The 14547-nt window shown below is 72.3% G+C and carries 11 protein-coding genes; 3 read left to right on the forward strand and 8 right to left on the reverse strand.

What is annotated here, in order from left to right; translation table 11 throughout:
* Positions 1-46: 46 nt before the first annotated feature.
* From GA0070624_RS28020 to ngcE, 3 genes are all read right to left on the reverse strand, one after another.
* On the reverse strand, positions 47-958 hold the full coding sequence (locus GA0070624_RS28020) for a carbohydrate ABC transporter permease (RefSeq protein WP_091345852.1): 912 nt from the start codon (positions 956-958) through the stop codon (positions 47-49).
* Positions 955-1863 carry a carbohydrate ABC transporter permease gene (locus GA0070624_RS28025; RefSeq protein ID WP_091345853.1) on the reverse strand — a complete coding sequence of 303 codons (909 nt, stop codon included), beginning with the start codon at positions 1861-1863 and terminating at the stop codon, positions 955-957. Before GA0070624_RS28025 ends, GA0070624_RS28020 begins: the two co-directional genes overlap by 4 nt.
* A gap of 63 nt (positions 1864-1926) precedes the next feature.
* Positions 1927-3342 (reverse strand): N-acetylglucosamine/diacetylchitobiose ABC transporter substrate-binding protein, encoded by a 1416-nt coding sequence (gene ngcE / locus GA0070624_RS28030; protein ID WP_091345854.1) that lies wholly within the window; start codon positions 3340-3342, stop codon positions 1927-1929.
* A gap of 201 nt (positions 3343-3543) precedes the next feature.
* On the opposite strand from ngcE, the gene GA0070624_RS28035 reads away from it, so the two are divergent.
* Positions 3544-4887 carry an acyltransferase family protein gene (locus tag GA0070624_RS28035; RefSeq protein WP_091345855.1) on the forward strand — a complete coding sequence of 448 codons (1344 nt, stop codon included), beginning with the start codon at positions 3544-3546 and terminating at the stop codon, positions 4885-4887.
* On the opposite strand, the gene GA0070624_RS28040 is transcribed toward GA0070624_RS28035, so the two are convergent.
* Positions 4859-6349, reverse strand: coding sequence for a CoA-acylating methylmalonate-semialdehyde dehydrogenase (locus tag GA0070624_RS28040; protein ID WP_091345856.1), 1491 nt, complete (start codon positions 6347-6349; stop codon positions 4859-4861). The genes GA0070624_RS28035 and GA0070624_RS28040 overlap by 29 nt on opposite strands.
* Complete coding sequence (locus GA0070624_RS28045; protein WP_091349961.1) at positions 6346-7647, reverse strand: aspartate aminotransferase family protein; 1302 nt, start codon at positions 7645-7647, stop codon at positions 6346-6348. Before GA0070624_RS28045 ends, GA0070624_RS28040 begins: the two co-directional genes overlap by 4 nt.
* Before the next feature lie 172 nt (positions 7648-7819).
* Here GA0070624_RS28045 and GA0070624_RS28050 point away from each other — a divergent pair, with 172 nt between their 5' ends.
* Positions 7820-8806, forward strand: coding sequence for a hypothetical protein (locus GA0070624_RS28050; protein WP_245719046.1), 987 nt, complete (start codon positions 7820-7822; stop codon positions 8804-8806).
* Positions 8807-8982: 176 nt separating this feature from the next.
* Here GA0070624_RS28050 and murD read toward each other — a convergent pair whose 3' ends face one another.
* Positions 8983-10332, reverse strand: a complete 1350-nt coding sequence (gene murD / locus GA0070624_RS28055; RefSeq protein WP_091345857.1) for a UDP-N-acetylmuramoyl-L-alanine--D-glutamate ligase — start codon at positions 10330-10332, stop codon at positions 8983-8985.
* Between the two features lie 87 nt (positions 10333-10419).
* Between murD and GA0070624_RS28060 the strand changes: the two genes are divergently transcribed.
* A complete protein-coding gene (locus GA0070624_RS28060; RefSeq protein ID WP_091345858.1) occupies positions 10420-11769 on the forward strand; it encodes a MurL-like N-terminal domain-containing in 1350 nt (449 codons plus the stop codon).
* 123 nt (positions 11770-11892) lie between these two features.
* Here the strand turns inward: GA0070624_RS28060 and GA0070624_RS37045 are convergent, their stop codons facing one another.
* Complete coding sequence (locus tag GA0070624_RS37045) at positions 11893-13881, reverse strand: PucR family transcriptional regulator ligand-binding domain-containing protein (RefSeq protein ID WP_091349964.1); 1989 nt, start codon at positions 13879-13881, stop codon at positions 11893-11895.
* A gap of 54 nt (positions 13882-13935) precedes the next feature.
* Positions 13936-14514: a hypothetical protein gene (locus tag GA0070624_RS28070; RefSeq protein WP_141715208.1), complete on the reverse strand. Its 579-nt coding sequence runs from the start codon at positions 14512-14514 to the stop codon at positions 13936-13938.
* Positions 14515-14547: the final 33 nt, after the last annotated feature.

Raw genomic sequence — 14547 nt, forward strand, 5'->3', positions numbered from 1 at the left:
AGGAGCACCAGCGGATGCCGCTGCCCCGTCCCGTGTGGGCGAGACCTCATTTGAGCTGGCCGGCGGTCAGGCCGGACTGGATCTGACGTTGGAAGGCGATGTACACGGCGAGCACCGGCAGCGTGGCGATGGTCAGACCCGCGAAGAGACCGCTGTAGTCGCCCTGGTAGCCCTGGCTGACCGCCAGCGCGGCCAGCCCCTGCGCCAGCACCCACTTGGAGTCGTCGCCCTGCATCAGCACCTGCGGCAGGATGAACTGGTTCCACTGGCTGAGGAAATTGAAGATGGCGACGCTGATCAGACCCGGTCTGGCCATCGGCAGCATCACCCGGAAGAAGAGCCGGAAGTGACCGCAGCCATCGATCAGCGCCGCCTCCGCGACCGTGGTCGGCAGGGTCCGGAAGAAGGCGGTCATGAAGAAGACCGTGAACGGCAGCGAGTAGGCCGCGTACACCAGGATCAGCCCGGTCCAGGTGCCGAAGAGGCCGGCGTTGCGCACCACGAAGAAGAGCGGCACGAGGGCCAGGAAGACGGGGAACATCATCCCGCCGACGAAGAGGTAGTACACGAACTGCCGGCCCCGGAACTCGTACCGGGCGAAGACGTACGCCGCCGCGGCGCCCATCAGCATGGTCAGGGTGAGCGACCCGGCCACCACGATCGTGCTGTTCAGGAAGTACCGGCCGATCTGCGCCTCGGTCCAGGCCCGCGCCCAGTTCTCGAACCGCAGCGCACCCGGCAGCCCCCACGGGTCCGACAGGATCTCCCCGTCGCTCTTGAAGGAGCTGACGAACATCCAGAGCAGCGGCAGCACGGTCAGCGCGCCCCAGAACAGCAGGAACCCGTGCGAGAAGACGTTGGCGACACCGAGTTCGCGGCGAAGCTTCCGGTCCTGCGGTTCCCGCCGGTCCCCCTCGGCTGCGCCGTCCGGCGTCGCGGTCTTGTCGAGAATGGTCACGAGTACTCGATCCGATCACGCCGGGCGGCCCGCAGGGCCAGCACCGCCACCGACAGGGTCAGGAAGAACAGCACCACGCCGATCGCCGAGGCGTACCCGAACCTGTTCTCGCTGCCGAACGCCGTCTCGTACATCCGCAGCCCGATGACGTCGGAGGAGAAGTTGGGGCCGCCGTTGGTCATCTGCTGGATCAGGATGAACCCGTCCAGCGCCGCGATCGCCAGGTAGATCCAGGCGACCTGCACGGTGTCCCAGAGCAGCGGGATGGTGACCCGGCGCAGCATGGTCCACCGCGATGCCCCGTCGAGCATCACCGCCTCGTAGATGTCGCGCGGGATGGCCGACATGGCCGCGCCGAAGAGCACCACGTAGAAGCCCACGTTGCTCCAGACCATCACCGCCAGCACGCACCAGAAGGCCGTCCGAGGTTCGCCGAGCCAGGTCGGTGCGGGCAGGCCGACGGCGCGGAGGGCGCCGTTGAGCAGGCCGCTGTTGGGGTGGTAGACCTCCTTCCAGAGCAGGGCGATGATGACCACCGAGAGCACCTGCGGGAAGAAGTAGACCATCCGGTAGATGGAGGTGCCGCGTACGCCGCTCACCCCGGCCCGGCCCTTGCGACCACCCATGTTGAGCATGGTGGCGAAGAAGAGACCCAACCCGATGGTCAGCACGGGCACCACGGCGAGCAGCACCGCATTGTTCTTGAGCGCGTTCCACACCCGCTCGTCGTCCAGCAGCCTCTCGAAGTTGGCCAGGCCGACCGGGTTGAACTCCGCCGAGTACCCGAGCCAGTCGGTGGTCGAGATCTGGAAGGCCTGCAGGTACGGCGAGACCACGAAGATGCCGTACAGCAGCAGCGGCGGTACCAGGAACGTGACGATCAGCGGGTACTTGCCATGTCTCACGAGAAGGACCTTCTCCCCAGCGGCGTACGGGTGGGGACGGAACCCGTCCCCACCCACCGGACGTTACGCGGCCCGCTTGTACTTCTTGATCGAGGTGTCCTGGGCGATCGAGTCGGCGCCCTTCTGGCACTGGTCCAGGAACTCGGCGGGGCCGATCCGGCCGCTGAAGAACTCGCCGCACGCCGCGTCGACGAGCTCGCGCTCCAGCTTGCGGTAGTAGTTGTTGTAGACCCAGTTGAAGCCGTTGCTGCCGGACGCGTCCAGCGCCTTGACCACGGTGCTGAGGCCGAACGGCAGTTCGATGCCCTCGGTCGAGCCGGCCACCACGGTCAGGCTGGAGACCTTCTTCGTGAAGTCCTGGGCGCCCTTCTTCGACAGCATGACCCGGAAGTACTCCAGGCCGCCGGCGAGGTTCTTCGCCTTGGCCGGCACGATGAACGGCTCCCCGGCCGTGCCGCGGATCGCCTCGAACGGCAGCTTGTCGCTGCTGCCGAGGCTGGGCGTCGGCTGGATCGTCATGTTGAAGCCCGCAGGCGTCACCTTCTTCTGCTCGCTCTCCAGCCAGGAGCCGCAGGAGACGAAGGCGGCCTTGCCCTGGCACCACGCGGTCTGCGCCTGGACGTGGTCGAGGCCCGGCGAGCCGGCGAGGATGAAGCCGTCCTTGACGATCTGGTGCCACGCCTCCACCGCGGTCTTCATCGCGTCGGACTTCCACGCGTTGGGCTCGAGGTTGTCGATGGCGGTGGCGACGGACGGCCCGCCGAACTTGATGGCCGTGGCGATCATCGGCCAGCTCATGTAACGGGGGTGCTTGCCCTGGTACGTCCACGGCGCGATCCCGGCCGCCTTGATCTTCTTGCACAGGGCGATGTGCTCGTCCCACGTCTTGGCGTACTCCCAGCCCCGCTCCGCGAAGAGCTTGGTGGAGTGCCAGATGCCGTAGGCGGTGTAGGTGTAGTTGAGCACCAGGAACTTGCCGTCGTACGAGCCGACCTCGACCGCGCCGGGCAGCAGCGTGTCCTTGACCGTCTTGCCCGGCTGGTCGAGGCTCGGTGCGGCGAGCAGTTCACCCAGGTCGGCGACGGCGTTCTGGGAGACCAGACCGTTGAAGTCGATCTGGCCGGCGCCGGAGTTGTTCACCACGTCCGGCGGGGTGCCGTCGACGAAGCGCGGCTGCAGGGTCTTGTTGATCTCCTGCGTCGCGGAGTGCTTGATCTCGGCCTTGGGGTACTTCTCCTTGTACATGGCCTCGTGGGACTTGGCGTACTCCTCGCCGAAGCCGCCGTTGAAGATCACCACCTCGAGCGGGGCGTCCTCCTTGACGCCGAGCGGGTTCTGCTCGCTCTTGGTGCCCTTGTAGGCGCCGCCGTCGCTCTTGTCGTCGCCGCCGGAGGTGGCACAGCCGGCGAGCAGGCCGGCAGCGGGGGTGGCCAGCAGGCCGGCGGCGGCGGTGCGCCGCAGGATCTCACGCCTGTTCATCACTTCTCCTCGGTTCGGGTACGGGCGGTCCGCCGGGGAATGGGGGACGGCGGCCGCGGCGTCGAGGCACGGGAGTGTCGCTCGTCTTCAGTTCACGTAATCTTGCTGAAGAATTTCTACGACAGTGGGGCGCGGATCACAAGACCCGACAACCGAACCGTTATGACCACGGAACACAGTCGGCTGGCATAGCCTTTCCCCATGCGCCGCCTGCGGCAGCTCGCCGAGCGCACGCCGGCCGGGCGGGATCGCTACGTCGACCTGCTCCGCGCCCTGGCCATCACCATGGTGGTTCTCGGGCACTGGGCAGTCACCGTCATCGGGTACGACCGGAACGGCAGGCCGACCGGCCATTCGGCCCTGGGGGACCTGCCGTGGGCCTGGCCGCTGACCTGGGTGGCCCAGGTGATGCCGGTCTTCTTCCTGGTCGGTGGGTATGCCAACGCCGCCTCGCTGACGTCCCGCCGGTCGCGGGGCGGCGACGCCACGGGCTGGCTGATCGACCGCAGCGCCCGGCTGGTCCGGCCCACTACCGCGCTGGTGGTGGTGCTGGCGCTCGGCGCGGCCGTCGCCCGTCTGCGCGGCGCCGACCCCAGCGAGATCCGCACGGTGGTCTGGTTCGCCACCATCCCGCTCTGGTTCCTCGTCGCCTACCTGGTCGTCGTCCCCCTCACCCCGGTCATGTACGCGCTGCACCGCCGCTTCGGGCTGGTCGTGCCGGTGGTACTGGTCGGGCTGGTCGCGCTCGGCGACCTGGGACGGATCCTCGGCCCGGCCGGCCTGGCCACGGCGAACTACCTGTTCGGTTGGCTCGCCGTACACCAGCTCGGCTTCGCCTGGTACGACGCCCGCTCCCCGGACACCCCGCGGCGCCGGCGGTTGCCCACCTCGAGGCGAGCCGGCGTGGTCCTGCTGGCCGCCGGCCTGGTCGCGCTGGTGCTGCTGACCATCGTCGGGCCGTACCCGGTGGCGATGCTCAACGTGCCGGGCGAACGGCTGGACAACGCCGCGCCGCCGAGCCTGGCGCTGCTCTCCGTCGCCACCGCGCAGCTCGGGCTGATCCTGCTGCTGCAGGACCCGGCCCGGCGCTGGCTGCGCCGGTCCGGCCCGTGGCAGGCGGTGATCGCGGTGAACTCCGTGGTGCTGACCGTCTTCCTCTGGCACCTGAGCGCCGCCGTGCTGCTGGTCGGCCTGCTGGACGCCCTCGGCGTGCTGCCCACCCCGCAGGTCGGCTCGGCGGCCTGGTGGGCGTGGCGGCTGCCCTGGCTGCTGGCGCTGGCCGTGGTGCTTGCCGCCCTGGTCGCCGTCCTCGGCCCGATCGAGGCCCGTTCCCATCGGCACGGCGACATCGCCGCCCGCGGTTGGCCGCGCACCGCGCTCGCCGCCGCCGGGTACGCGGGGGTGGTCGCCGCGCTGCTGCTGAACAGCCTGACCCCCAAGACGGCGCCGGAGCCGCTGGGGTTCCCCGCCCCGGCGCTGGTGGCCTACCTGGCCGGGGCGGGGGCGCTGCGGCTGCTCAGGTCTGGGTGGGGAAGCCGAGGTTGACCCCGCCGTGGCGCGGGTCGAGCCAGCGGCTGGTGACCACCTTGCCCCGGGTGAAGAAGGCGACCCCGTCGGCGCCGTGCGCGTGCAGGTCGCCGAAGAGCGACGCCTTCCAGCCGCCGAAGGAGTAGTACGCCATCGGCACCGGGATCGGCACGTTGATCCCGACCATGCCCACCTCCACCTCGTGCTGGTAGCGCCGGGCGGCGCCGCCGTCGTTGGTGAAGATCGCCGTGCCGTTGCCGTACGGGTTGGCGTTGACCAGGTCGACCGCCTCGTCGTACGAGCCGACCCGGACCACGCTGAGCACCGGTCCGAAGATCTCGTCGGTGTAGATCGACATCTGCGGGGTGACGTGGTCGAAGAGGGTCGGGCCGAGCCAGAACCCGTCCGCCTCGCCGTCCGGCGTGACGTCCCGGCCGTCCACCACCGGCACCGCGCCCGCCGCGATCCCGGACTCCACGTAGGACCGGACCTTCTCCGCGTGCGCCGCGGTGACCAGCGGGCCCATGTCGCAGCCGCGCCGGCCGTCGCCGGTGCGCAGCCGGGCCATCCGCTCGGCGATCTTCGCGACCAGGGCGTCGGCGACCGGCTCCACCGCCACCAGCACGGAGATCGCCATGCAGCGCTCTCCCGCCGAGCCGAACCCGGCGTTGACCGCCGCGTCGGCGGCCAGGTCCAGGTCCGCGTCGGGCAGCACCACCATGTGGTTCTTGGCGCCGCCGAGCGCCTGCACCCGCTTGCCGGCCATCGACCCGCGCTGGTGCACGTACCGGGCGACCGGGGTGGAGCCGACGAACGAGACCGCCTTCACGCCCGGATGGTCGAGCAGGGCGTCGACCGCCTCCTTGTCGCCGTTGACCACGTTGAGCACCCCGTCCGGCAGGCCGGCCTCGGCGAACCACTCGGCCAGCAGCAGCGCCGCGCTCGGGTCCTTCTCGGACGGCTTGAGCACCACCGCGTTGCCGCAGGCGATCGCGATCGGCACGAACCACAGCGGCACCATCACCGGGAAGTTGAACGGCGAGATCACCGCCACCACCCCGACCGGCTGCCGCAGGCTGTACGAGTCGACCTCGGTGGAGACGTTCTCGCTGAACCCGCCGCGCAGGGCGGAGGGGATGCCACAGGCGTACTCGATCACCTCCAGGCCGCGCTGCACCTCGCCGGCGGCGTCGGCGAGCACCTTGCCGTGCTCGGCGGTGATCACCTCGGCGAGCCGGTCCCGCCGGGCGTTGACCAGCTCGCGGAAGGCGAAGAGCACCGCCGTCCGCTTCGCGAGGGAGGCGTCCCGCCAGGCCCGCGCGGCCCGCCCGGCGGCCTCCACCGCGCCCGCGACGTCCGCGGCCGAGGCCAGCTCCACCTCTGCGCTACGCCGGCCGGTGGCCGGGTCGAAGACGTCGGCGCGGCGGTCCGAGGTGCCGCTCAGCCGCTTGCCGTCGATGAAGTGCCCAATGGTGGTCACGCCACCACCTCCGCCGCCGAGCGGATCGCGTCGACCAGGATGGACAGCCCCTCCCGGGCCTCGTCCTCGGTGAGGGTGAGCGGTGGGCCCATCCGCAGCACGTTGCCGTAGAGGCCGCCCTTGCCGGCGAGCAGGCCACCGGCCCGGCACGCCTCGAAGACCCGGACGGTCAACGCCGGATCCGGCTCGTTCGTGCCCGGACGGACGAACTCGATGCCGAGCATCAGCCCCTTGCCGCGTACCTCGGCGACGCAGTCGAGGCCGCCCACCGCGGCGCGCAGGCCGTCGGCGAGGATCGCGCCGGTGCGGGCCGCGTTGGCCTGCAGGTCGTGGTCGAGCAGGTAGTCGAGGACGGCGTTCCCGGCGGCGGTGGAGATCGGGTTGCCGCCGAAGGTGGAGAAGCTGATCGCCGGCACCGACTCCAGCACGTCGGCGCGGCCGACCACGCCGGCCAGCGCGAAGCCGTTGCCGATGCCCTTGGCGAAGGTGAGCAGGTCCGGCGTGACGCCGTGCGCCTGGTAGCCCCAGAAGTGCTCGCCGGTACGCCCCCAACCGGTCTGCACCTCGTCGGAGAGGAACAGGATGCCGGACTCGTCGAGCACCTTCTTCCAGGCGGCGAAGAGGCCGTCCGGGGCGTGCACGAAGCCGCCGACGCCCTGGATCGGCTCGGCGATCAGGCAGGCCACGTCGCCGGCGGTCTGGGTGGCGAGCACCTCGCGCAGGTCCTCCACCGCCGCGTCGATCTGAGCGTCGGCGCTGAGCCGGGAGAGCAGGCCGCGCAGCCGCTCGCCGGAGTGCAGCCAGGCCACCTGGAGCGGGTTGAGCGCGCTGGCCGACCAGCCCCGGTTGCCGGTGACACCCATCGCCGCGTACGACCGGCCGTGGTAGCTGTTGCGCACCGCGAGGATCTGGTGCGAGCGGCGGTAGTTGGTGGCGACCAGCAGCGCGGCCTCGTTCGCCTCGGTGCCCGAGTTGGTGAAGAAGACCCGGGCGTCCGGGATGCCGGAGACCTGGGCGATCTTCTCGGCCAGCTCGACCTGCTGCCTGATCAGGTAGAGGGTGGAGCTGTGCACGATGCCGGTAGCCAGCTGGCGCTCGACCGCCTCCCGGATCTCCGGAATGTCGTAGCCGATCATGTTGGTCAGCACGCCACCGAAGAAGTCCAGGTACGTCCGCCCCTGGGCGTCGGTCACCCGGCGACCGGAGCCGGAAACCAGCTCGATCGGCTCGTCGTAGTAGAGCGGCATCCAGGACGGGAGCACGGCCCGGTGCCGGGCCAGGAGATCGTCGGTGGTCATCGTCGCACCCTTCAGCGCCGGCGGTTCGCGGTCACCGCACGCTCCCATTGGGCAGCGACATGGACAACTGTCAAGCTGTAGCGCGACCACCCCCGCCGCCTGACACAGCGTCAGAGACGCGTTCGACGCATTCCGAGGCGGCCCGGCCGGGGTCGGCCGTTACGATCCGGTCGTGCCCGACGTGTCGCTGCCCACCGGCCGTCCCCGCGTCCCCGGCACCGTCCTGGCCGACCAGATCGGAGGGTGGGTCGGCTCCGCGCCGCTGCGCACCCTGGTCTACCGCTTCGGCGGCGCCTGGCCCGTCGGGGGCCTCGGCGAGGTGCTGGCCGAGTTGGACGAATTCTCCGCCCGGCACTGGGACTACCGGAGTGGGCGGGAACGTCCGGACGCCCGGGAGCCGGCCTTCGATCCGGAGACCGTCCGGCTGGTGCAGGACGCGGCCGCCGCGCTCGGCCTGGTCCGTGCGGTGCCGCCGGCGCTCCCCGGGTACGCCCACCTGGTGGTGCTCGGCGGGTTGGCGCACGCCTGCGTACGGCGGGTCTCCTACGCCGCCCACCTGGTGCGCACCGGCCCGAGGGTGACCGGGGAGGTCGCCCTGCTCGGCAGCTTCCGGCCGTTGTCCGAGGTGGAACGGGCGGTCCTGACCGCGGCGGGCATCGCGGACTGCGACACCGAGGTGGAGGTGCTGGACGCGGCGGTCCGGCTCGCGTTCGGGCTGGCCGCCCCGTCCGACGAGGACGGTCACGACGCCGGGCATCCGCACCACTCCTGGTCGTCGCGCACCTACCGGCCTGCCGGGCTGCCGCCGGTACGCGTGCTCGCCGCTCCGTCGAGCGAGCCCGACCGGCGTCGGGCGCACACCGCGGACACCCAGCGGTTCTGGGCGGAGCACGTGCGGCTCTCCCCGGGCGACCCGGTGCTGGTGGTGACCGCGCCGATCTACGTGCCGTTCCAGCACTGCGACGCGCTGCGCACCCTGGCCGTGCCCTACGGCTGCGGGATCGAGACGGTGGGCGTGGATCCCACGCTGGTGGCCCTGGCGCGGGTGCCCGAACCGACCCTCACCCCGGGCCGCTACCTGCAGGAGATCCGCTCGGCGATCCGCGCGATGCGCGCCCTGCACGCCTCGATCTCCGCCCCTGCCGGCCCTGCCAGCTGACACGCAACGTAAGCCCGGCAGCCGTGTCGGCTCTGCTCACCCACGGTCAGCGGCGCAGTCCGCCGGACACCCTGCTCGGCGCGCAAAGCGAGCGAGGATGGGGGGCTCGCCCGCCGGCCAGGTCACCGCCAGTGACGGCGCGGAGCCGCCGAGCGAACCGGCGCCGGCGTTCCGGTTCAGGCCGGTGCGGTCTCCCGGACGGCCTGGGCGAAGACCTCCGAACGATGTTCGAAGTTGCGGAACCGGCCGTAGCTCGGCGCGGCCGGGGAGAGCAGCACCACCCCGCCGGCCGGCGTGAGCTTGCGGGCCAGCCCGACCGCGGCGACCAGGTCGTCGGACAGTTCGGTACGGACGGCCGGCAGGCCGGCGAGCGCCTCGACGATGCGGGGGCCGCTGTCCGGGATGCCGATCACGGTGACCGCCCGTTCGGCCAGGTGTTCGCGGAGCGGGGTGTAGTCCAGACCCCGGTCGGCGCCTCCGACGATCACCGTCAGCGGCCGTCCCTCGTACGCGTCGATCGCGTGCATGGCCGCGTACGGGCTGGTGGCCAGGGTGTCGTCGACGAAGGTGAGGCCGGACGGGTCGGCGAGCTCGGTGAGCCGGTGGGCCAGCCCCTGGAACTCCGCGACCGCGACCGCGAGGGTGTCCTTGCGGGCGACCAGGTCGACGCCGAGCGCGTCGAGCACGGCGAGCGCCACGCAGAGGTTGCCCTCGTTGTGCCGCCCGACCAGAGGCAGCACGGCGCGCGGGAAGAGCGGCTGGTCGCGCAGGTGGAACCACGGCGCGCCATCCGGGCCGGAGGCCACGTGGGTGGCGTCCGGCAGGCCCGCCCGCACGGCCGCCCGGTCGCCCAACTCCAGTGCCAGCCGGAGGTCGGCGCCGTTGACCACCACGGTCCGCGGTCCGTGCGCGAGCAGATTCAGCTTGTCCCGGTAGTACTCCCGCTCGCCGCCGTGCGCGTCGAGGTGCTCGGGAAAGAGCGCGGTTACCACCGCGACCCGCGGCGAGTCGGCCAGGTCGCTGCACTGGTAGCTGGAGAGCTCCAGCACGTACAGCTCGGCCTCGGGCAGGTCGAGCAGCGGCACACCGATGTTGCCGCCGAAGACGTTGGGCCGGTCCATCGCGGTCAGCAGGTGGCTGATCAGGCTGGACGTGGTGCTCTTGCCCTTGCTGCCGGTGACCCCGACCGTCCGGTCGGCGTGGTCGGCCATCCAGAGCGCGCTGCCCTGGGTGACGGTCACGCCGCGCCGGCGCAGCTCGACCATCCACGGGTGGGTGTTCGGCACCCCCGGCGAGCGCACCACCACGTCGGCGGCGGCCAGCCGGGAGAAGCCCTCCTCGCCGGTGACCAGGGGTGCAGCCTCCGCGAGCGGGCCCTCCCAGGGCAGGGTGAGGAAGTTGGCGCTGTCGTCGACGACGACCAGGCCGGCCGGGCCGTGCGCGGCGATCGCGGTCACCGCGGCCCGGCCCTCCCGGCCGGCCCCCCAGACGGCGACGGTACGTCCGCGCAGGTCAGACAGGCGCACGGGTGATCTCCTCCAGCTCGGCCGGTGCATGGCGGTCAGGTCCGGCGCAGTCGGGCACGGCGGACGAACCAGGGCCTAGTATGGCGTGTGCCCAACGAGCAGCTCCGGCGGATGGACGCCTTCACCTTCCCGTCCTACTCGATCGACTTCGCCACCGGCGAGGCGTTGTTCGACTACACGCTCACCGGCCCAGACGGGGAGCAGCGGTTCACCGAGGTGATCAGCCTCCCGGTGCCGCCGGAGCCGCCGTCGGACGAGACCGTCGCCACAGTCAACCGGGTCCTCGAACTGCTGCACGTGGTCGCGGGCGTCAGCTACTACAAGACCGCCGCCCCGCGCCGGCTGGTGCTGCCCGCGCCGCTCGGCACGGCCGCCGCCGAGCTGGTCACCGCCGTCTACACCAAGGGCCTGGCCGAGTACGCCTACCGCAACCAGCTGCCACACGTGCTGGAGCTGCGCCCCGAGGTGCCGACCGGCTCGGCCCCCCCGGCCCAGGTGTACGACAACTCCGACCGCCGCCCGCTCTCGGCCGTCGGCGGCGGCAAGGACTCGATCGTGACGCTGGAGGCGCTGCGCCGGGCCGGCCTCGACCCGGTGCCCTTCTCGGTCAACCCGAACCGGGTGATCGTCGCGGTCAACCAGGCCTCCGATCTGGTCCCCCTCGCCGCCCGGCGGCGGATCGACCCGGTGCTGTTCGACCTCAACGCCGCCGGCGCGCTCAACGGCCACATCCCGGTCACCGCGATCAACTCGCTCATCGCGGTGGCCACCGCCGTGCTGCACGGGCTGGGCCCGGTGGTGATGTCCAACGAGCGCTCCGCCTCCGACCCGAACCTGATCTGGAACGGTCACGAGATCAACCACCAGTGGTCGAAGGGGGTCGAGGCGGAGGGGCTGCTGCGGGCGGCGCTGGCCGAGCACGCCGGGCTCACCGAGCCGTACTTCTCGCTGCTGCGCTCGCTCTCCGAGCTGCACATCGCCCGGCTCTTCGCCGGGATCGACCGGTACGACCACGTGGTGACCAGCTGCAACGCCGCTTTCAAGCTGCGCGACGCCAGCGAGCGCTGGTGCCGCGACTGCCCGAAATGCCGATTCGTGTTCCTGGCCCTGGCGCCGTTCATGCCGCGCGAGCGGCTGGTGCACATCTTCGGCGGCGACCTGCTCGCCGACCCGGACCAGATCCCCGGCTACCGGGAGCTGCTGGGCGTGGACGGGCACAAGCCGTTCGAGTGTGTCGGCGAGGTCGAGGAGTCGGTGGTGGCGCTGAGCCTGCTCGCCGAGCAGGACCAGTGGCGCGACGCCCCGGTGGTCCGCGCCCTGGCCGAGGCGGTCCCGGACACCGCCTGGTCGGCGGCGGCGACCTCCGACGTCTTCACCCCTGGCGGCCCCAACTTCGTCCCCGCCACCTACGCCAAGACCCTCACCACCCTGCTCTGACCCGCCGCGCCCGCCCCGCCCCCTTGTCGCCTCAGCCGGGTCGATCATGAAGTTATTGCCAAGACACGCCGATGCGGAGGACAACAACTTCGTGATCGCCGAGCCCGGGGCGGGTGGGGGCGGTCAGGGGGTGCGGACGGCGTCGAGGGCGAGCAGGGCGACGTGGAGGGAGAGGCAGGCCTCGACCGAGTCGAGGTCGACATCGAGGATCCGGCCGATCCGGGCCAGCCGTTCGTAGAACGCCGGGCGGGACAGGTGCGCCGCGGCGGCCGCCGCCGACTTGTTCCGGCCCTGCTCCAGGTACGCCCGCAGGGTGCCGAGGAGCTGCTCGCGCGGGTGCTGGGCGTCGTACGCCAGCAGCGCGCCGAGTTCCCGCTCGACGAAGGTCTGCAACCGGGGCTCGTCGCGCAGCAGGTGCAGCAGGCCGGCGAGCCCGACGTGGGGCAGCCGGAAGATCGGCAGGTCACGCCGGTCCCGGCGGGCCGCCTCGGCGATCTGCCGCGCCTCGACCAGCGAACGCCCGGCCTCCCGCAGGCTGCTCACCCCGGAACCGGCGGCCACGATCACCGCCGCCGGGCTCCCCGGCGCGGAGGCTGGCGGCCGCCGGAGCGGACCCACGCCGCTGGTGATCGGCCGGGCCGGGCCGCCGGTGGACCGACCGGCTCCGGTGGAGGTCGGGCGGGCGGGCCCGTCGCTCGACCGACCGACGCCGCTGGTGATCGGTCGGCCCGGGGCGTCGGTCGATCGACCGACGTCGGCTGAGGCCGGGTGGGCGGGCGCGTCGGTCGGCCGGGCCACGGCGGGGCCGACCGGCGAACGCGGCGCGGGCGGGCGGGTCGGGGCGGTGTCGAGGCGTACCCGACGCAGCGCGGCGGCGAACGCGGCCAGCGCCTTCTCCTCGGCCGCGGGGTCGGGCAGGGCGAGCAGCGCGCCGACCGCGTGGTCGTCGACGGCGCTGGTGAGGGCGGTCAGCTTGGCCTCGCGCAGCGCCTGACCGACCGCCTCGGCCAGATCGCGCAGCCGGGCCGGGCCTGCCTCGGGTCCCGTCTCCGCGCCGAATCCGCCGTCCCCGGGCGGGCCGGCATCGGCCAGCGGGTCGTCGGCCCGGTGCCGGACCACCACACCGACCAGGTGCCGGCGGTCCAGCACCACGCCGAGCGCCTTCGCCCGTAGCGCGATCTCGTCGATCGGGCGGGAGTGGTCGAGCAGGGCGGTGAGCAGGGTGCGGTGGATCTGCCGTTCCAGCCCCTCGGCGTCCCGCCGGATCAGCCGGCCCAGCGCGAGGGTGGAGGCGGCGCGCTCGATCAGGATGGTCAGCCGGGTGGGCGGGGTGTCCGGGGCCTGGATGGCGGCGACCGGCCCGGCAGTGGACCGGTCCAGACCCTCGCCGCCGCCCGGCCAGCGCAGCAGTAGCCGGCCCCAGTCCTGACCCCGGGCGCCGACCGTGGTCACCAGCCACCCGCTGTCCGGGTCGTACGCGGTCCGCCCGGCCGGGCGGATCCGCCGGGAGTGCTGCTCCCAGCCGTCCAGCAGCAGCTCGGCGCTCTCCCCCGCCGGATCGTACGCGAGCACCTGCCGGGCCAGGTTCTCCAGCACCACCGGGCAGCCGGCCAGCTCGGCGGCCTGCCGGACCACCTCCGCCGGGTCGGCGCCCTCGACCGAGAGCTCGGTGAACCGCTGGTGGATCTCCTCGGTCGCGCGCAGCTCGGTGAGCTGGGCGTCCACGATCAGCGCGTGCACCGCCTCGGTGATCCGGACGAACGGGGTGGCCCGCCGCAGCTCGACCAGGGGCAGCCCGCGCCGCTCGGCGGCGGCCGCCATCACCCGGGGAACACCGCTGACGTAGCGGCGACCCAGCTCGACCACCAGCCCGGAGACGCCGACGTCGGCCAGCGCGCAGATGAACGCGCGCAGCCCGGCGTCGTCGGCGGGCAGCCCGATGCCGGTGGTGAGCACCAGCTCGCCGCCGTTGAGCAGGGTCGCGATGTCCGGCACCTCGGCCACGTGCACCCAGCGCACCAGCCGGTCCAGGCCCGCGTCCCCGGCGACCAGGCGCGGGGCGCCGTGGCGGACCGGGTCGAGGGCGAGAACCTCACGGACGGTAGGGAACACGGCCGTCACGCTACCCTGCGTGACCCTGCATTTCGACAGCCGTCCGGCCGCCCCTCACCAGCTCGCCGTCCAGCGGTACCAGCCAGCGCCGAGCGGTCTGAAGACGGGCGATTCGAAGGAACCGTTCGCCAGCGAGGCGGTGGGTCCGTCGGGCAGGTAGGCGAAGCCGGCGTCGTCGAAGAAGGCCCCGTTCTCCTCGTAGAAGACGACTCCGCCCGGCACGAGGTAGGCGGTGGTGATGCGGTAGCTGCCCACCGTCGCCGGCACCCGCACCCGGTCGAACCCGGTCGCCGAGCGGCGTTGGGGCAGCTCCGCCACCACGGTCTCGAACGCGTCCCGGCTCAGCGCCCAGCGCGCCCGCAGCGGAACGCCGGTGACCAGCAACGCGAGCACGACCACCGCCATGGCCGGCGCGACCGGCAGCCACCCCGGCCAGGTCCGACCTGCGCTGTGCGACAACTGCGCTCCGACCGTCCAGAGCAGGACGGCGACGCCGAGCACGGCCACGGCGGCCGCCGCGAGCAGCACGGCGACTCCGGGAACGCTGAACGCCCACAACAGGCAGCCGGCACCCCCGGCGGCGACCACATGGGCCCCGCACACCACGCCACGGCGAGCGGTGACCGGGTTCACGGGCGCGACCCTACCGATCGGGACGCCCGCCGT

It is taken from the genome of Micromonospora rhizosphaerae (assembly GCF_900091465.1).
GTDB classification, from domain to species: Bacteria; Actinomycetota; Actinomycetes; order Mycobacteriales; family Micromonosporaceae; genus Micromonospora; species Micromonospora rhizosphaerae.

Excerpts from the sequence above, each read along its gene's own strand:
- GA0070624_RS28035 (WP_091345855.1), top strand. The coding sequence starts at position 3,544 with ATGCGCCGCCTGCGGCAGCTCGCCGAGCGCACGCCGGCCGGGCGGGAT.
- GA0070624_RS28045 (WP_091349961.1), bottom strand. The coding sequence starts at position 7,647 with ATGACCACCGACGATCTCCTGGCCCGGCACCGGGCCGTGCTCCCGTCC.
- ngcE (WP_091345854.1), bottom strand. The coding sequence starts at position 3,342 with ATGAACAGGCGTGAGATCCTGCGGCGCACCGCCGCCGCCGGCCTGCTG.